Below are 17,399 nucleotides of genomic sequence, written 5' to 3'. Positions count from 1 at the left end.
TTTAAAAATGAGTCATCTAACCAAATCATCATCAAAATGCGAACATTAATTATTCAGGCACTTTTATTTATTTCCGCAACCGTTTTTAGCCAGCAGACCGAAATTTCTGCGGTACTTGCAGATGCACAAACCAAAGAAATTATTCCTTATGCGACCATTCAGTATGGAGAAAACAAGGGAGTTTTAACCAACGACGAGGGCGTTTTTGTACTACCCGAAGGAATTTCAGAAAATAATAAAATAAAAGTTTCTTCTTTAGGATACGAGGAGACCGAAATGCTAATTTCAGAATTAAAAGATACCTTATTTATAAAACCATCTTCAATTACGTTAACAGAAGTTTTCCTTTCTGATAAAGACTTAAGCGGTGAAGAAATTTTGGAGAAGGTTTTAGCGAATATCGATTCTAATTATAATTTTAATTACGCAAAGAAGCGTTTTTTTTATCGAAGTTCTTACTTCAATGATATCAAACGTTTGGATATGGAGGTGGAAGAAAGTACCATTCCAGAAATCGATCAGAAATTTGTGAATAATGCTCTAACTCAAATTCCGCGTTACGTAGATAGTTACATGGAGTATCTTGGTGATTTTTACGGGAATTATGAGGATCAAAAAGTTCAGGTAATTAAAATTGCTAATCTTTACAATCCAACGAACGAGCAGGGAGTAGAAGAACTTGGCGAGCGTATGGAGCAAATAATCAAAGATAATCTTGGCGAAGATACTTACGTGAAAATTAAATCTGGATTGTTAGGATTTAAAATGGATAGCGAAGAGTTTCTTGAAGAAATGGAGGAAGCGGAAGAACCTAAAGAAAAAACTGCTGAAGAAAAGACTAAAGATAGTATTAAGCTTTATGAGAATTTAGCGAATGGTATTCAGTCAAAACTTTTGGCTAGCCTAAAAGGAATGTTTTGGAAGGATGATATTACATTCGATGTTTTTCAGAAATCAAGAAAATATGAATTTGAAGTTGAAGGGTATACCCAGATCGGGAACGATATCGCCTATGTAATTAATTTTAAACCAAAACGCGGTGCCGACTTTAAAGGGAAAATGTTTGTAAGTACAGAAGATTTTGGACTTTACCGTTTGGATTATGATAACGTAAAACCACTAAAGAAATTCAAACTATTTGGAGTAAGTAATAAGAAAGACGTTTTTCAGGGGAAAATGATTTTTGCTAAAGATCAAAACGACAAATACAATCTAAAATATGTAGAGCGTAGCTCTGGGAATACTTTTGGTGTAAGCCGACCTTTAAAGATTTTAGTAAAAAAGGGAAAATGGTATTGGAACAAACGTCTTAAAGAATTAGATCTAGAGATGGATATTGTTGCAAGTGATGTTTCTAAAGGGCAGTGGATTATTTATGATGAAGAGGAAATGGATAAAGAGGCTTATGCTTCAGTAGAAGTAAATAACCAGTTTGATTATAAGAAATTCAAAAAATATAATGCTGAATTTTGGGATGGATACAATGTAATGGAGCCAAATCAAGCCATCAAATCCTTTAGTGCGATGGACGAAGCTGAAGATTCAGAATAAATAGATAAGCCTTAAAATAAAAAGCTCCCTAAAATATCGAAATTCGATAGTTAGGGAGCTTTTTTAATTTATATAAATAAAATTTGAATGTCCGTAGCAATTTACGGATAATCGAAAATCAAACTAATCTACGCGATCGGTAACTACGCGGTAGGTTGGGTCTTCTATAATATTTACTTCGATAATTGCATCTGCATTGTTTAAAAGATGACGGCAATCGTCACTTAAATGACGAAGGTGTAATTTTTTATTTTGCTTAGCATATCGTTCAGTAAGCTTGTTTACTGCTTCAATACCAGACATATCTACAATTCTACTTTCAGAAAAGTCTACAATCACTTCCTCAGGATCATTCAAAACATCAAATTTTTCATTGAATGCCGTGGTAGATCCAAAGAAAAGCGGACCGTAAATTTCATAATGTTTTACGCCATTTTCGTCGATTCTTTTTCTAGCTCTAATTCTTTTTGCGTTATCCCAGGCAAATACTAATGCTGAAATAATTACACCTATTAGTACTGCAAGTGCCAGATTATGAAGTAAAATAGTAATTAAGGTTACCAATACCATCACAAAAATATCATGCTTGGGCATTCTGGTAAGTGTTTTAAAACTTGCCCACTCAAAAGTACCAAAAGCAACCATAATCATTACGCCGGTAAGTGCTGCCATGGGTAATAATTCTATTACAGGAGCGCCTACAAGAATAATAACTAAAATGGTAATTGCTGCGATAATTCCAGACAGTCTGGCGCGAGATCCGGAAGATAAATTTACCAGCGTTTGTGCAAGCATTGGGCAACCACCCATTCCGTAGAAAAAACCATTGGCGATATTAGCCGTTCCCTGTGCAACACATTCTTTGTTACTACGACCACGGGTTCCCGTAATTTCATCAACAAGGTTTAAAGTTAAGAGCCCTTCAGTTAAACCAACCGCTGCCATGATAAGTCCGTACGGTAAAATAATTTTTAACGTCTCTAAAGTAAATGGAACCTGCGGAATGTGAAATGGAGGTAACGTACCACTTACTGAAGCGATATCTTTTACCTGTCTGGTCTCAATTCCGAAGAAATAAACAATCGCAAAAACCACCAATATCGCTACCAACGATGGTGGCACTGCTTTGGTTATTTTAGGGAAAATAAGAATGATAGCGATCGTTAAAGTAACTAAAGCGAGCATAATTAATAATGGGCTACCGGTTAACCATTCTACCTGCCCATTTACTACTTCTTTAAATTGTTCTAATTGAGCAGAAAAAATAATAACCGCAAGACCATTTACAAATCCAAACATTACAGGTTGTGGCACTAATCGTATAAATTTCCCGAGTTTAAACACGCCAACGGCAATTTGGATGACGCCGGCCATGGCCACTGCGGCAAATACATAATCTAATCCGTGAGAGTTCATCAAAGCAATTAAAACAACCACGGTTGCACCGGCACCACCAGAAACCAGTCCTGGGCGACCACCAAATATGGCAGTAATTAATCCCATGATAAATGCGGCATATAAACCAACCAATGGAGGGAATCCTGCTAGTATAGCAAAAGATAAGGATTCTGGGATCATGGTCATCGCCACGGTTAGCCCAGCCAAAATCTCGGTTTTATAATTAACTTTTTGTGAGAAATCAAAGAGATTGAAGACTTGTTTCATAGTGCTTTTTGTGTCTTTTTGCTGATATTTAAAGCCTTAGGCTTCAATTTTAGAAGCCGCAAAATTATATAATTTAATTTAATAAGAAAGAAGACTGCTTAAAAGCATTCAATTTTTAATGGTATCGTAATATAAAAGCTTGTTTATTATGTATTTAGTAGTCATTTTTAGAAATTTGGAAGTCTTCTTTTCTGAAAAAAATCAATTTTTCGTTTGGTTTTAGGTTGCAGTAATTAAATAAAATATCTTTGTAAAAAATTCAGCATGGCACATAAAGCAGGTTTTGTAAATATTATCGGAAATCCAAACGTAGGAAAATCGACATTGATGAATGCTTTTGTAGGAGAGCGATTATCAATTATTACTTCTAAAGCACAAACTACGAGACATCGTATTTTAGGGATCGTTAATGGTGAAGATTTTCAAGCAATTTTGAGTGATACTCCCGGGATTATTAAACCTGCGTATGAACTTCAGGCATCGATGATGGATTTTGTGAAATCTGCTTTTGAAGATGCAGATGTGCTAATATACATGGTTGAAATTGGTGAACGGGAATTAAAAGATGAGTCTTTTTTCAGAAAAATTATTCATGCCGAAATTCCAGTTTTATTATTGCTAAATAAAATCGATAAATCTAACCAAGAGCAGCTCGAATCTCAGGTGCAGCTTTGGAAAGAAAAAGTTCCTAATGCCGAAATTTATCCAATTTCAGCCCTAGAGGGATTTAATGTGGCTGAAGTTTTTAGTCGTATTATTGAGTTATTACCAGAAAGTCCCGCATTTTATCCTAAAGATAGTCTTACTGATAAACCGGAACGCTTTTTTGTAAATGAAATTATTCGCGAGAAAATTTTGATGCATTACAAAAAAGAAATTCCTTATTCCGTAGAAATAGAAACCGAGGAGTTTTTTGAAGAAGAAAAAATTATAAGAATGCGTAGTGTGATCATGGTAGAACGTGATACGCAAAAAGGAATTATAATTGGTCATAAAGGGAATGCTTTAAAACGTGTAGGTGTAGAGGCGCGTGCCGATTTAGAGAAATTCTTTGGGAAGCAGGTGCATATAGAACTTTATGTGAAGGTGAACAAAAACTGGAGAAGTAACGATAGACAATTAAAGCGTTTTGGTTATTCTAAAGACTAATTTGGTGCGTTAGCTATTTTAATCTTTCGTTAAAAGACCCGGGTTAAATTGATTCCCAAATCGATTCGTATATCTTTAAGCTGAACTATTACTTCAGCAAAAATATGAGTCCGTTTATTATTCTAACCATTATCATTGCATTAGCCGCTTTATTTGGCTATGTGAATGTTCGATTTTTAAAATTACCAACTACCATTGGTTTAATGCTGATTACAATTATTTTCAGTTTAATTGTTTTCGGGATTAGTTTTTTCGATGATACTTTACTCGATATCGAGGAATATATCATTACCCAACTCGATTTTAGAACCTTGTTGTTAGATGTAATGCTTAGCTTTTTGCTTTTTGCCGGAGCTTTGCATACAAATTTTGAACAATTAAAAGTACAGCGATGGCCTGTAATTGTTTTTGCAACATTAGGAGTGCTAACTTCAACCTTTTTAGTAGGTAGTCTTGTTTATTTCATGCTGCCTTTATTTGGCTTGGAGGTAGACTTTATAAATTGTTTATTATTTGGTGCTTTAATTTCGCCTACAGATCCTATTGCTGTTTTAGGAATATTAAAAAAAGCAGGTGCTCCCAAACAACTTGAAACAAAAATTGTGGGAGAATCTTTGTTTAATGATGGAGTAGGAGTAGTCGTTTTTCTAACCATATTTAATATAGCCGAATCTGGTGGAAGCGAAGAAAGTACCGGATTTATGCATATTCTTGAACTTTTTGGTGCTGAGGTTATTGGTGGCGTAGGTCTAGGATTAGGGATTGGGTATATCACCTATCTTTTAATGCGCTCGATTGATGATTATGATACCGAAGTAATTATAACACTAGCCGCGGTAATGGTCGGGACAGCAGTTGCTCAAAAACTTCACTTTTCAGCTCCATTGGCAATGGTAACAGCAGGTTTGTTAGTAGGAAAAGACACGGTACGTCAATCTTCTATGTCTGAGATGACTGAAACCTATGTAGATAAATTTTGGGAGCTTATCGATATTCTTTTAAATACGGTGCTTTTTGTTCTTATCGGGATGGAAATTTTGGTGCTCACGTTCGATCTGGAGTATATTCTAGCCGGGTTATTAGCTATTCCGGTAGTGCTTGTTTGCCGCTATCTTTCTTTGTTGCTGCCAATAGAGTTTTTTAGAAAGAAGCTAGGCTTTGTGCCGAAAACCAATCTAATTATGACGTGGGGCGGTTTAAGAGGTGGGATTTCTATCGCACTTTGTTTAGGACTAACTAAAGATATGGATCGCGATCTATTTCTAGTGATGACCTATGTTGTGGTGATCTTTGCTATTTTAGTCCAAGGATTAACTGTTGGGAAACTAATTGAAAAAACACAGAATACACAAGCCACTGAATAGTTTATGGTTTTAAATTCAGGAAAGTTTATTGTTTCTAAATCGGTTGTTTAGTACTACCTTTGCAAATAATTTTTAGTTATGAGTGGTATTGTTGCTATTGTAGGGAGACCTAATGTTGGAAAATCTACTTTTTTTAATCGTTTAATACAACGTCGCGAGGCGATTGTAGATTCTGTAAGTGGTGTAACCCGCGATCGTCATTATGGAAAATCAGACTGGAATGGTCGACATTTTTCATTAATCGATACCGGTGGTTATGTTATTGGGAGTGATGATGTTTTTGAATCTGAAATAGATAAGCAGGTTGAACTCGCCATCGATGAGGCTGATGTGATTATCTTTATGGTAGACGTAGAGACAGGCATAACCCCGATGGATGAAGATGTTGCAATACTTCTTAGAAAGGTAAACAAACCTGTATTTCTTGCCGTAAATAAAGTAGATAATAATAAACGTCTAGAAAACGCTGTTGAATTTTATTCTTTGGGATTAGGTGATTATTTTCCTATTGCGAGTACAAATGGTAGCGGATCCGGAGATTTATTAGATGCCGTTATCAAGGCTTTACCAGAAGAGACAAATGTCGAAGAAAGTGAACTTCCAAGATTTGCAGTAGTAGGGCGGCCTAATGCTGGTAAATCTTCTTTTATAAATGCTTTAATTGGTGAAGAAAGATATATTGTAACTGATATTGCTGGTACAACAAGAGATTCTATAGATACCAAATATAATAGATTCGGTTTTGAATTTAATTTAGTAGATACTGCTGGGATTCGCCGAAAATCGAAGGTAAAGGAAGATCTTGAATTTTACTCGGTAATGCGGTCGGTAAGAGCAATAGAAAATGCCGATGTTTGTTTACTGGTTTTAGATGCTACCCGAGGTTTCGATGGTCAGGTGCAAAATATATTTTGGCTGGCACAGCGTAACCGTAAGGGAATAGTTATTCTTGTAAATAAGTGGGATTTGGTAGAAAAAGAAACCAATACCATGAAGACTTTAGAGCAGGAGATTCGTCGCGAAATTGAACCTTTTACAGATGTACCAGTTATATTTATGTCGGTACTGAATAAACAACGCATTTTTAAAGCTATTGAAACTGCTGTTAAGGTTTTTGAAAACCGAAGTAAAAAAATAAAAACTAGAGAGCTTAATGATGTAATGCTTCCTATTATAGAAAATAATCCGCCACCGGCTTATAAAGGGAAGTTCGTTAAGATTAAATTTTGTATGCAACTGCCTACGCCACAACCGCAGTTTGCATTTTTCTGTAATCTACCCCAATACGTAAGAGATCCTTATAAACGATTTATAGAAAATAAATTACGTGAGGAATTTGATTTTAAAGGAGTTCCTATTACGGTATATTTTAGAAAGAAATAAAAAAAATATTCTAATAGTTTAGTGAAGGATTCTTAAGCCATTTTAAGGTTTTTGAATCCTTTTTTTATGCTTTTTTATGAAATCTTTGATGTTTTATTAAACGTTTTCGTTTTAGGAGAGTCTAATTGAATATGACCACCACGTTTGTAACCTAAACCGAAAATTTTAAACATCAATCAATGAAATTTTATTTTGTAATTGCGTTTCTTTTTATCAGCGCGATAAGTTTCTCTCAGAAATTCGAAATGTCTGGGAAGGTACTGGATCCAGATGGCAATCCACTTCCGTCTGCTACGGTGTATGTAGAAAAAGTCTCAGATAGTACTTTAGTAACGTATACAATATCTGAAAGTTCTGGAGAATTTACTCTTGCTGGTTCATCTAAAGAAAAGAATTTGAATCTTTTAATATCTTTTGCGGGTTACAAGCCTTTTAAAAAGTTAGTTCAGATTAAGGAAGAAACTCAAAACCTAGGCGATTTGAAGATGGAACTTCAGGATAACCAATTAGGAGAGGTAACCGTGGTAGCTTCAAGACCTCCGCTAACATTAAAAAAAGATACTTTAGAATTTAATGCCGATAGTTTCAAAACTCGGCAAAATGCAAACCTTGAAGAATTATTGGAGAAATTACCTGGCGTAGAAGTAGATTCTGATGGCGCGATAACCGTCAACGGAAAACCAGTTTCCAGTATTAAAGTAAACGGTAAAGAGTTTTTTGGCGACGATCCGCTAATTGCGACTAAAAATCTTCCCAAAGAGATTATAGAGAAAATTCAGGTTTCAAACGAAAAAACTAAGTCTGAAGAATTTACCGGTAAAGCGGGAGATCCAGATAATAAGACCATAAATATTACTATAAAAGAAGATAAGAATAAAGGCTATTTCGCGAGAGCTACTGCCGGTGGTGGTACCGATGATCGTTATGAACTTAGCGGAATTGGGAATATTTTTAAAGACGATATGCGTTTAAGCATTCTGGCTAGTTCTAATAACATTAATAGTTCAGGTTTTAGTTTCGATGAGGTTTACGGAATGATGGGGGGAGGCAATGCACGTTCAGTTTTTGGAGGCGGTGGCGGTATCACCAAAGCAGAAAATGCGGGGCTAAATTATACTAATGAGTGGAATGATAAATATGAGTTTAATGGCGATTATTTCTTCGGAAGAAACGATACACGGCAGGAAACTGAAGTAGAAACTAAATATACTATCGCAGATTCAACTAATACTGAAGAAGACGGGGCAAGTATAAGCTTTTTTGAAAATTCAGATAGTTATAGTAATCTTTTAAATGATAGTCATAGAGCTAATGCAAGATTCGAAATTGAATTTGATACCCTTACAAAACTTTCTGTTTCCCCTCGATTTACCGCTAACATAGGAATTTCGGAACGAGGATCATCTTCTGATCGTTCTAATGAAGACGGTGAATTGGTAAACACTACTTTAATCGAAGAATCTGAAGATATTCACAGTACTAGCTTCAGTAATAACATTGATTTTATTAAACGATTTGGGAATCGGGGTGCTTTTCTGCAAATGGAGTTTAGAAACACTTATGACGAACAGGAAAATGACAATTATTTTTATTCTGAAAGAGTAGTATACGATGATAATGGTAATAATACAGAAATACAGGATCAATATATAGATGAAGATGGAAATACAGAAAATTATTCCTTTAGTGTTTCCCAACGGAGTGTACTAGCTGACGATCTCTTTCTGGATTTATCATATGATTTTTCTTCAAACAATAACACAAATGAGCGCTATGTGTTTGAAGCTGACGAAAATGGCGATTATAGTGTTTTGAATGAAGGCTTAAGCAGTAACTTTGAAGTAAAAAGTAGACAGCATATCCCAAATGCCGGAATCAACTATGAAGGGGATGTTTGGAGAATAGATACTAATTTTGGTTTTTTAAACACCACTTTAGAAAATAATAATTATCTATCTGATATTTCATTCGATAACACATATAATAATCTTTATATGCGAGCAAGGATTAGGTATGAAGTTGAGCGATCAAAAAGTTTATCCATAGATTATTCTACAGATGCTAATGTGCCTTCAGTACGGCAATTACAGCCGGTTATCGATCAAACTAATCCCAATAATATCCTTACTGGTAATCCAGATTTGAGACCTTCTTATACTCACAATATTCGAGGAGGATATCGTAATTTCGATTTTTCAACTCGTAGCGGTATTTTTAGTTATTTCAATTTAAATTTTACAGAAAATAGTGTTGTAGCTAGAACAATTACAGATACACAAGATTTCTCCAGAACAACAACGTATACGAATGTTGACGGCGCTATGTCTGCTTCTTTAGGTGTTTTCTATAACAAGCAAAAGAAGAATGAAAATAGCGAGTTTAGATATCGTTTATCTTTAAATAGTAGCTACAATAAAAATGTGGGATTTTCTAATGGTATAAAATTTTATTCAGAGACCGTTTCTATCGATCCTTCGATAAGAATTACGTATGCCATCGAAGACGTTTTAGAGATTAATCCAGAAGTAGGTATAGGTTACAATAATTCTCATTATAGTATTAGTAATCCAAATGACCGAGAATTTATTAATCAGCGTGCAGGGTTAGAGGTGACTACATACTGGCCTAAAAATGTAGTTTTTGGTAATGATATTTCTTATAATAAATTCGGAAATGTATCTTCTCAATTTGATAATACTTCTTTGCTTTGGAATACCAGTTTAGGATATCAGTTTTGGGATGAGAAAGCAAACCTAAAGATAAAAGTTTATGATGTATTAGATCAGGTAATAAATACCCGCAGACAATTTGGGGATGATTATATTCAGGATTCTAGCAGTTTAGTACTTACTCAGTATGCAATGCTAAGTTTTACTTATAACTTAAAGAATTTTGGAGGTCAAGGTTATGGAGGTGGCAGAGGAGGCCGACGACCACCAAGATAGTACTTTAAAATAATTGACAAAAAAATGCCCAATCTTAGCCATAAGATTGGGCATTTTTTTATGTAATTTCTAATAGTGATTTTATTTGTTTAGTTAGATTTTACCAGCTTCCGCCAGCGCCACCTCCGCCAAAGCCTCCACCGCCGAAGCCTCCACCAAATCCGCCGCCGCCTCCGAAACCACCTCCAGAGCCGCCACCGAATCCGCCGCCACCAAAACTACCGCGACCAAGCGAACTTAAGATAATGGCGTCCATTAGCGTGCTGCGACCACGACGACCGCCGCCTTTGCCACCACCTCTACTTTTACCGATAAGCGAAATGATGATAATTATAAAAACTATAATAAATAAAGCGATTGGCTTTGCCGAATTTCCTGAACCCCCACGAGCTTGAGATGTGCCTTTAAACGTACCAGCTAAAACTTCAAAGACAGCGGTAGTTCCTTTATCTAAACCAGTATAATAATCGCCTGTTTTGAATTCCGGAGTAATTATTTGATTTACGATCTGCTTAGTAGTAGCATCTGTCATATACTCTTCTAAACCATAGCCCGTTGTTATCCATAACTTATGATCACCTTCAGAAACCAAGATTAATAAGCCATTATCTTTACCTTTTTGGCCTATCTCCCACTTATGAGCCCACTTAGCTGAATATGTGCCAATATATTCTCCTTGCAAAGATTTAATAGTTGCAACTACAATCTGCGTAGAAGTAGTATCTGCATAGTTAATAAGCTTTTGGGTAAGACGTTGTTCTTCCGAAGTATTTAAAAGATCAGCTTCATCGTAAACTGCGGTTTGTTTACTTGGTTTTGGTGGAATATCGCGCTGTGCGAATCCAACAAAACTAATAAGTAATAATAACAGGCTTAATAGGCCAATCTTTTTATTGAGTTGTAGCATTTATCCTCTTGAAATTTGATCTGAAAGTTCATTCTCGTCATCTTCTTGCCATGGAAAATGTCTTTTCAATTGTTCGCCGGCTTTTAATATACCGTCAACAAGACCTTGTTTAAAGTTTCCTTTTTTGAAGTGTTCCAGGATTACATCTTTTGTACTTTCCCAAAAATCATCTTCTACCTTATCGTTAATACCTTTATCACCATAAATAACAAAGTTACGATCCTCGGTAGCGACATAAATTAATACGCCATTTTCCTCTTTTGTGTTATCCATTTTCAGCTTATGGAAAACATCCATGGCGCGTTCAAAAATATCTTGTGCTCCTGAAGATTTCTCTAAATGCACACGAATTTCACCAGAAGTACTTTTTTCAGCTGTTCTTATCGCTTCTACAATATCATTTTCATCCTCTGTTCTTAGCGAAAATTCTTTACGGCTCATAGTTATAATTTTTTGATTACTGAAAATCGAATTCTACGTCTGGAGCGTTTTCAGCACCGGCATCTGCTTGATATCTTTCCATACGTTCAAAACCAAACATCCCTGCAAAAATATTATTAGGGAATTTTCGAATATAAGTGTTGAAGTCTGTTACCGCAGCATTATAGCGATCACGCGCTACATTAATACGATTTTCGGTACCCTCAATTTGAGCTTGTAATTGCAAAAAGTTTTGATTTGCTTTAATATCTGGATATCGCTCTACACTTACCAATAATTTGGATAAGGCAGACGATAAACCGGTTTGTGCTTGTTGAAATTGCTGAATTTGAGAAGCGCTCAAATTTGAAGCGTCAACATTAACAGAAGTTGCTTTGGCACGCGCTTCGATCACATCAGTTAAAGTACCGCGTTCAAAATCGGCAGCACCTTGTACTGTTTTTACAAGATTTCCAATAAGATCGTTTCTTCGTTGATAGGAACTTTCTACGTTAGACCATGCTTCTTTAGCGTTTTCTTCAAGTTCAACTCCCGTGTTGTTTACTCCGGCGGTCATACTATAAACTATAATTCCAAGAACAACTAGGACGATTACGGGGATTAACCATTTTTTCATTTTCTATAATTGATTTTTAATATTGATTAGGCTTGATTTAATTTTTTCTAATTTACGAACAATATCAAAATTGCTCAGTGTTTTTTGCTTTTCTTCTTTAAGGTGTGTTTTCGCACCTTCCAGAGTAAAACCACGTTCTTTAACTAAATGATAAATAAGCTCTAGATTCTTAATATCTTCAGGTGTGAATTTGCGATTTCCTTTCGCGTTTTTTTTGGGTTTAATAACATCAAATTCTTTTTCCCAAAATCGTATTAAGGACGTGTTTACTTTAAAAGCAGTGGCAACTTCGCCAATGCTATAATATCTTTTTTCAGGTAGGTCGACTTGCATTAATCCAGAGATTGATTTTCCTGTTGCGATTTTCTCAATACTTCGTCAAATTCTTCCGGAGAAAGGTTTCCGTAGTAAAAATTGATAGGATTTATATGCTCATCATCTTTGTAAACTTCATAATGCAAATGTGGTGCTTCAGATCTTCCAGTGCTTCCTACAAAACCAATAAGATCTCCACGTTTTACCTTTTGTCCTCTTCTTACATTATATTTGTATAAATGGGCATATAAGCTAGTGTACCCGTAGCCATGATCAATCCTGATGTGATTGCCGTAGCCGGTGCTATGATTATCGGCTCTTATTACGCGACCATCTCCTGTAGCATAAACCGGGGTTCCTCTTGGTGAAGTAAAATCCATCCCATAATGAAACTTCCTTACCTTGGTAAAAGGATCGGTTCTCCAACCATAACCTGAGGCAATTCTGGTTAGATTCTCATTCTTTACAGGTTGTATTGCTGGGATTGCAGCTAATAAATCCTCTTTTTCTTTTGCTAATTCTGCAATTTCATCTAAAGATTTAGATTGTACTACTAATTGTTTAGTAAGCACATCCATTCTTTTTGTAGTTTCTTTAATTAGCTTCGAGTTGTCGAAACCTTCCAGATCTCTATATCTGTTTATCCCACCAAAACCGGCTTTACGAGTTTCCTCTGGAATAGGGTTAGCCTCAAAATATAAACGGTAAATATTGTTATCTCGATCTTCGATATTGCCGAGCACATTTTGAATTTGATCCATTTTTTTATTCAACAAGCCATATTGCAACTGCATATTTTGCAGTTCTCGCTTAAGTGCCTTTTCTTTGGGCGTTTCGATCTGCGGAATATTCAGGTAGACTAACAATAGTAGAAAACCGGCAAGAAAACTTCCGAAGATGCTAAGCAAAACAATTCCAAATCGACGACCTTTTTTTCGCTCGATTTTTTTGTAAGAAAGTGTATCGCTATCGTAATAATATTTAACCTTCGACATGAGTTAAATTTATAGTATTTTTGTTGCCGTTGTATGCACAAAAAGCGTGCAAGTTTAAACGCTAACGAACAAAGATAGCAATTGTTTTATAGCCTGCATAATTTAATAATTTTTAGAAGAAATTACAGTACATGAAATCTCAGGAAATTCGCAAAAGCTTTTTAGGATTTTTTAAAGCAAAACAACATAGTATTGTACCCTCAGCTCCAATGGTGCTTAAAGATGATCCAAGCCTGATGTTTACTAACGCAGGTATGGTTCAGTTTAAAGAATTTTTTCTTGGGAATTCGGTGCCTAAAAATACAAGAGTAACCGATTCGCAAAAGTGTCTTCGGGTAAGTGGTAAGCATAATGATCTTGAAGAGGTAGGGCATGATACTTATCATCACACCATGTTCGAGATGTTAGGGAACTGGAGCTTTGGAGATTACTTTAAAGAAGAAGCCATTAACTGGGCCTGGGAATTATTAACCGAAGTTTTTAAGATCGATAAGGAAAGTTTGTACGTTTCTGTTTTTGAAGGAAGCAAAGAAGACGGTGTTGGTTTAGATACTGAAGCTTTAGAATTTTGGAAAAAAATTGTTCCTGAAGACCGAATTATCTACGGAAACAAAAAAGATAACTTTTGGGAAATGGGCGACCAGGGACCATGTGGGCCTTGTTCAGAAATTCATGTAGATATACGTTCTGCTGAAGAGAAAGCTAAAAAATCGGGTAGAGAATTGGTAAATGCCGATCATCCTCAGGTTGTAGAAATATGGAACTTGGTTTTTATGCAATTTAATCGAAAAGCAGATGGTTCTTTAGAAGAACTTCCGGCAAAACATATCGATACCGGGATGGGATTTGAGCGTCTTTGCATGGTCATGCAAGGGAAACAATCCAACTATGATACCGATGTTTTTACACCACTTATCGGCGAGATAGAAGAGATAACAAATTCCACATATGGTAAATCTGAAGATATTAATATCGCGATTCGTGTAATTGCAGATCACGTTCGTGCGGTTGCCTTTAGTATTGCAGATGGACAATTACCCAGCAATACGGGAGCGGGATATGTGATTCGTAGAATTTTACGTCGCGCTATTCGGTATGGTTTTACATTTTTAAATATTAAAGAACCTTTTATCTACAAATTGGTAGATAGACTTAAAACTCAAATGGGAGAAGCTTTCCCAGAGTTGGTAAAACAACAACAGCTTATCCAGAATGTGATTAAAGAAGAAGAACTTTCTTTTCTTCGAACTTTAGAGCAGGGATTGGTGATGTTAGAGAATATTGTAACCGAAGCTAAAGGAAAAGAAATTTCAGGAGTGAAAGCTTTTGAATTGTATGACACTTTTGGATTTCCGATCGATCTAACTGCACTTATTTTAAAAGAGAAAGGACTTAGTCTAAATATTGCTGAATTTGAAGCTGAACTTAAAAAGCAAAAAGAACGCTCTAGAGCCGCTACGCAAGTAACATCTGGCGATTGGGAAGAAATCACTGAAGTTGAAGAAAATGCTTTTGTAGGATATGATCAATTAGAAACGAAGGTTGAAATCGCCAAATACCGTAAAGTTGAAACCAAAAAGCAGGGAGCGCTTTATCAAATCGTATTTACTAAAACACCTTTTTATCCAGAAGGTGGTGGACAGGTTGGCGATAAAGGGTATTTAAAACTTGGTGAAGAGAAGATAAACATTATCGATACCAAGAAAGAAAGTAACCAAATTATACATTTTGCTAAAAAATTGCCTAAAGATGTTTCAGCAGAGTTTACGGCGGTGGTAGATGCTGATGCACGTGCAAAAACAGCGGCAAATCATACTGCTACGCACTTACTGCATCAGGCGTTACGACAAATACTGGGAACGCATGTAGAGCAAAAAGGTTCTATGGTGCAACCTAATTATATGCGATTCGATTTTAGTCATTTTAGCAAACTTTCTTCCGAAGAAATAGAACAGGTAGAGCAGTTTGTAAACGAGCGTATTCAGCAAAAGTTAAAACTGGAGGAGCAACGCAATATAGCGTATCAGGAAGCTTTAAACCAAGGAGCGATTGCACTTTTTGGGGAGAAGTATGGAGATAGCGTTCGTGCGATTCGTTTTGGAGAATCTATGGAACTTTGCGGTGGTACGCATGTAAATAACACCGCTGATATCTGGTATTTTAAAATTACCGGGGAAAGTGCGGTAGCTTCAGGTATTCGTAGAATCGAAGCCATTACCGGTGATGCAGCAAGAGACTATTTTAATACTAAAACTGAAATATTAGAAGAGGTTCAGGGATTGTTGAAAAACGCCAAAGATCCTGTAAAAGCAATTTCAGTTTTACAAGAAGAAAATACTGAACTGAAAAAGCAAGTAGAAGCTTTATTAAAAGAAAAAGCCAAAAACCTGAAATCTGAGGTTAAAAATGAGATTCAGGAAATAAACGGTGTTCACTTTTTAGCAAAACAAGTAGATCTTGATGCCGGCGGAATTAAAGATTTAGCCTTTCAATTAGGTGGAGAAATCGATAATTTATTCCTTCTTTTTGGAACCGAGCAAAAAGAAAAAGCATTGCTTTCCTGCTATGTTTCTAAAGAATTGGTTGCCAGTAAAGCGTTAAATGCGGGAACAATTGTTCGTGAGCTTGGTAAGCATATCCATGGAGGTGGCGGTGGCCAGCCTTTCTTTGCAACTGCAGGTGGTAAAAATCCGGCAGGAATTCCAGAAGCTTTGGCTGAAGCTAAAAAATATATTGAGTAGAAAGATTCTAAGAATTTTAGTATCTTTCTTTTATAAAATTATAGGCGTATGGAAGAACATTTCTGTACGCCTTTTTATTTATTTGATATGGATTTCAGAACAATTGTACCGGTTAGAAATCAATCGCCGAAGATCAACTACAATGCTAATATTGCCTTGTTTGGATCTTGTTTTGTAGAAAATATTGGTGATAAACTTCATTATTTTAAATTCAATGTGCTGCAAAATCCCTTCGGAATTATATTTCATCCCGTGGCACTGCTCAACTTATTCCGAAGAATAGAAGAAGATTATTCGTACTCAGAGTGTGATATTTTTGAGCGTAATGATCAATTTAGCTGTTTCGATGTGCATTCACAAATGAATCGTCCCGATAGGGCAGAAATGATTTTTCATTTAAATAATTCTTTGCAGAATACGCGATCTTTTTTGCAAAAAAGCACACATGTAGTTATAACTTTAGGCACTGCCTGGGGCTATGTTTTACATTCAGAACAGCGTTTGGTAGCAAATTGTCATAAAGTGGCGCAATCTAATTTTACTAAAAGAATCTATTCTATAGATGAGATAAAAAAAAGTCTCTTCGAAATTTCCAATATCATCTGGAAGCTTAATCCTAAAGCTAAAATTATTTTTACCGTTTCACCGGTTCGGCATTTAAAGGATGGTTTTGTAGAGAATCAACGTAGTAAAGCAAATCTAATTTCAACAGTTCATGAATATAGAGAAGAGGAGAAGCTGAAATTGAACGAAATGACAGCATATTTTCCCAGTTACGAACTTGTAATGGATGAATTACGCGATTATCGATTTTATGGAAAAGATATGATTCATCTTTCTGAAAGCGCTATAGATTATATATGGGATAAATTTAAAGAAGCCTGGATAGATTCTGAAATTTATCCAATAATGAAAGAAGTGGATAGTATTCAGAAAAGTCTAAGTCATCGCCCTTTTGACGAAAACAGCCCCAAACATCGCGAATTTCTTGAAAAACTTAAGTTGAAAATCGAAAGACTAAAGCATAAAATGCCTTCTATTGAATTCTGAATTTATTATTTTAAAAGCTAATTTGGCAGTTATGTAATAAAATTATGTGATATATATTTTGAATATTATAAAATAATTGTAAATTACGCACTGTAAATTAATTCTAATTTATTGATTGAAGTATCCTACTTAAGGATACGATGATTAATTAAACTTTCTTTTCTAAAATTTGTTTGGGGTAGATTTTAGAAATTTTACTCTTATGGACGGGTGGGGCCGTCCATAAGTTTTTTATAACACTTTCCTATTTTTAAATCCTTATCTTTAATTTCAACTT

The 17,399-nt window shown here is 35.5% G+C and carries 13 protein-coding genes; 7 read left to right on the top strand and 6 right to left on the bottom strand.

What is annotated here, in order from left to right; translation table 11 throughout:
* The first annotated feature begins 36 nt into the window (after positions 1 to 36).
* Positions 37 to 1,551 carry a carboxypeptidase-like regulatory domain-containing protein gene (locus PBT91_RS14850; RefSeq protein WP_270059243.1) on the top strand — a complete coding sequence of 505 codons (1,515 nt, stop codon included), beginning with the start codon at positions 37 to 39 and terminating at the stop codon, positions 1,549 to 1,551.
* A 123-nt stretch (positions 1,552 to 1,674) separates the two neighbouring features.
* On the opposite strand, the gene PBT91_RS14845 is transcribed toward PBT91_RS14850, so the two are convergent.
* Positions 1,675 to 3,216, bottom strand: coding sequence for a SulP family inorganic anion transporter (locus tag PBT91_RS14845; protein WP_270059242.1), 1,542 nt, complete (start codon positions 3,214 to 3,216; stop codon positions 1,675 to 1,677).
* Positions 3,217 to 3,480: 264 nt separating this feature from the next.
* On the opposite strand from PBT91_RS14845, the gene era reads away from it, so the two are divergent.
* The 4 genes from era (at position 3,481) to PBT91_RS14825 (ending at position 10,057) form a co-directional block, all read left to right on the top strand.
* The gene (gene era / locus PBT91_RS14840) at positions 3,481 to 4,365 is read left to right on the top strand and encodes a GTPase Era (RefSeq protein WP_270059241.1); all 885 of its coding nucleotides are present in this window, start codon (positions 3,481 to 3,483) and stop codon (positions 4,363 to 4,365) included.
* Positions 4,366 to 4,469: 104 nt separating this feature from the next.
* Positions 4,470 to 5,729, top strand: coding sequence for a cation:proton antiporter (locus PBT91_RS14835; RefSeq protein WP_270059240.1), 1,260 nt, complete (start codon positions 4,470 to 4,472; stop codon positions 5,727 to 5,729).
* Positions 5,730 to 5,807: 78 nt separating this feature from the next.
* A complete protein-coding gene (gene der, locus PBT91_RS14830) occupies positions 5,808 to 7,112 on the top strand; it encodes a ribosome biogenesis GTPase Der (protein WP_270059239.1) in 1,305 nt (434 codons plus the stop codon).
* Between the two features lie 179 nt (positions 7,113 to 7,291).
* The gene (locus PBT91_RS14825; protein ID WP_270059238.1) at positions 7,292 to 10,057 is read left to right on the top strand and encodes an outer membrane beta-barrel protein; all 2,766 of its coding nucleotides are present in this window, start codon (positions 7,292 to 7,294) and stop codon (positions 10,055 to 10,057) included.
* 100 nt (positions 10,058 to 10,157) lie between these two features.
* Here the strand turns inward: PBT91_RS14825 and PBT91_RS14820 are convergent, their stop codons facing one another.
* Genes PBT91_RS14820 through PBT91_RS14800 form a run of 5 tightly spaced genes read right to left on the bottom strand, consistent with a single transcriptional unit; the run spans position 10,158 to position 13,331 of the window.
* A complete protein-coding gene (locus PBT91_RS14820) occupies positions 10,158 to 10,964 on the bottom strand; it encodes a TPM domain-containing protein (protein WP_270059237.1) in 807 nt (268 codons plus the stop codon).
* Positions 10,965 to 11,405, bottom strand: a complete 441-nt coding sequence (locus PBT91_RS14815; protein WP_270059236.1) for a TPM domain-containing protein — start codon at positions 11,403 to 11,405, stop codon at positions 10,965 to 10,967. It lies immediately after the preceding gene.
* 16 nt (positions 11,406 to 11,421) lie between these two features.
* Positions 11,422 to 12,021, bottom strand: a complete 600-nt coding sequence (locus tag PBT91_RS14810) for a LemA family protein (RefSeq protein ID WP_270059235.1) — start codon at positions 12,019 to 12,021, stop codon at positions 11,422 to 11,424.
* A 3-nt stretch (positions 12,022 to 12,024) separates the two neighbouring features.
* Entirely contained in the window at positions 12,025 to 12,354 is a 330-nt protein-coding gene (locus tag PBT91_RS14805; RefSeq protein WP_270059234.1) for a MerR family transcriptional regulator, read from the bottom strand.
* Complete coding sequence (locus tag PBT91_RS14800) at positions 12,354 to 13,331, bottom strand: M23 family metallopeptidase (protein WP_270059233.1); 978 nt, start codon at positions 13,329 to 13,331, stop codon at positions 12,354 to 12,356. Before PBT91_RS14800 ends, PBT91_RS14805 begins: the two co-directional genes overlap by 1 nt.
* Positions 13,332 to 13,462: 131 nt before the next feature.
* Here PBT91_RS14800 and alaS point away from each other — a divergent pair, with 131 nt between their 5' ends.
* Both alaS and PBT91_RS14790 read left to right on the top strand, forming a co-directional pair.
* On the top strand, positions 13,463 to 16,072 hold the full coding sequence (alaS, locus tag PBT91_RS14795) for an alanine--tRNA ligase (RefSeq protein WP_270059232.1): 2,610 nt from the start codon (positions 13,463 to 13,465) through the stop codon (positions 16,070 to 16,072).
* A gap of 48 nt (positions 16,073 to 16,120) precedes the next feature.
* Complete coding sequence (locus PBT91_RS14790) at positions 16,121 to 17,122, top strand: GSCFA domain-containing protein (protein ID WP_270059231.1); 1,002 nt, start codon at positions 16,121 to 16,123, stop codon at positions 17,120 to 17,122.
* The last annotated feature ends 277 nt before the right edge of the window (positions 17,123 to 17,399 follow it).

The sequence above is a fragment of the Zunongwangia sp. HGR-M22 genome (genome assembly GCF_027594425.1).
Classification (GTDB): domain Bacteria; phylum Bacteroidota; class Bacteroidia; order Flavobacteriales; family Flavobacteriaceae; genus Zunongwangia.
Note: the sequence above shows the minus strand (reverse complement) of the source record. Positions and strands in the feature narration are given on the sequence as shown.

Excerpts from the sequence above, each read along its gene's own strand:
- PBT91_RS14850 (WP_270059243.1), top strand. The coding sequence starts at position 37 with ATGCGAACATTAATTATTCAGGCACTTTTATTTATTTCCGCAACCGTT.
- PBT91_RS14845 (WP_270059242.1), bottom strand. The coding sequence starts at position 3,216 with ATGAAACAAGTCTTCAATCTCTTTGATTTCTCACAAAAAGTTAATTAT.
- era (WP_270059241.1), top strand. The coding sequence starts at position 3,481 with ATGGCACATAAAGCAGGTTTTGTAAATATTATCGGAAATCCAAACGTA.
- PBT91_RS14835 (WP_270059240.1), top strand. The coding sequence starts at position 4,470 with ATGAGTCCGTTTATTATTCTAACCATTATCATTGCATTAGCCGCTTTA.
- der (WP_270059239.1), top strand. The coding sequence starts at position 5,808 with ATGAGTGGTATTGTTGCTATTGTAGGGAGACCTAATGTTGGAAAATCT.
- PBT91_RS14825 (WP_270059238.1), top strand. The coding sequence starts at position 7,292 with ATGAAATTTTATTTTGTAATTGCGTTTCTTTTTATCAGCGCGATAAGT.
- PBT91_RS14820 (WP_270059237.1), bottom strand. The coding sequence starts at position 10,964 with ATGCTACAACTCAATAAAAAGATTGGCCTATTAAGCCTGTTATTATTA.
- PBT91_RS14815 (WP_270059236.1), bottom strand. The coding sequence starts at position 11,405 with ATGAGCCGTAAAGAATTTTCGCTAAGAACAGAGGATGAAAATGATATT.
- PBT91_RS14810 (WP_270059235.1), bottom strand. The coding sequence starts at position 12,021 with ATGAAAAAATGGTTAATCCCCGTAATCGTCCTAGTTGTTCTTGGAATT.
- PBT91_RS14805 (WP_270059234.1), bottom strand. The coding sequence starts at position 12,354 with ATGCAAGTCGACCTACCTGAAAAAAGATATTATAGCATTGGCGAAGTT.
- PBT91_RS14800 (WP_270059233.1), bottom strand. The coding sequence starts at position 13,331 with ATGTCGAAGGTTAAATATTATTACGATAGCGATACACTTTCTTACAAA.
- alaS (WP_270059232.1), top strand. The coding sequence starts at position 13,463 with ATGAAATCTCAGGAAATTCGCAAAAGCTTTTTAGGATTTTTTAAAGCA.
- PBT91_RS14790 (WP_270059231.1), top strand. The coding sequence starts at position 16,121 with ATGGAAGAACATTTCTGTACGCCTTTTTATTTATTTGATATGGATTTC.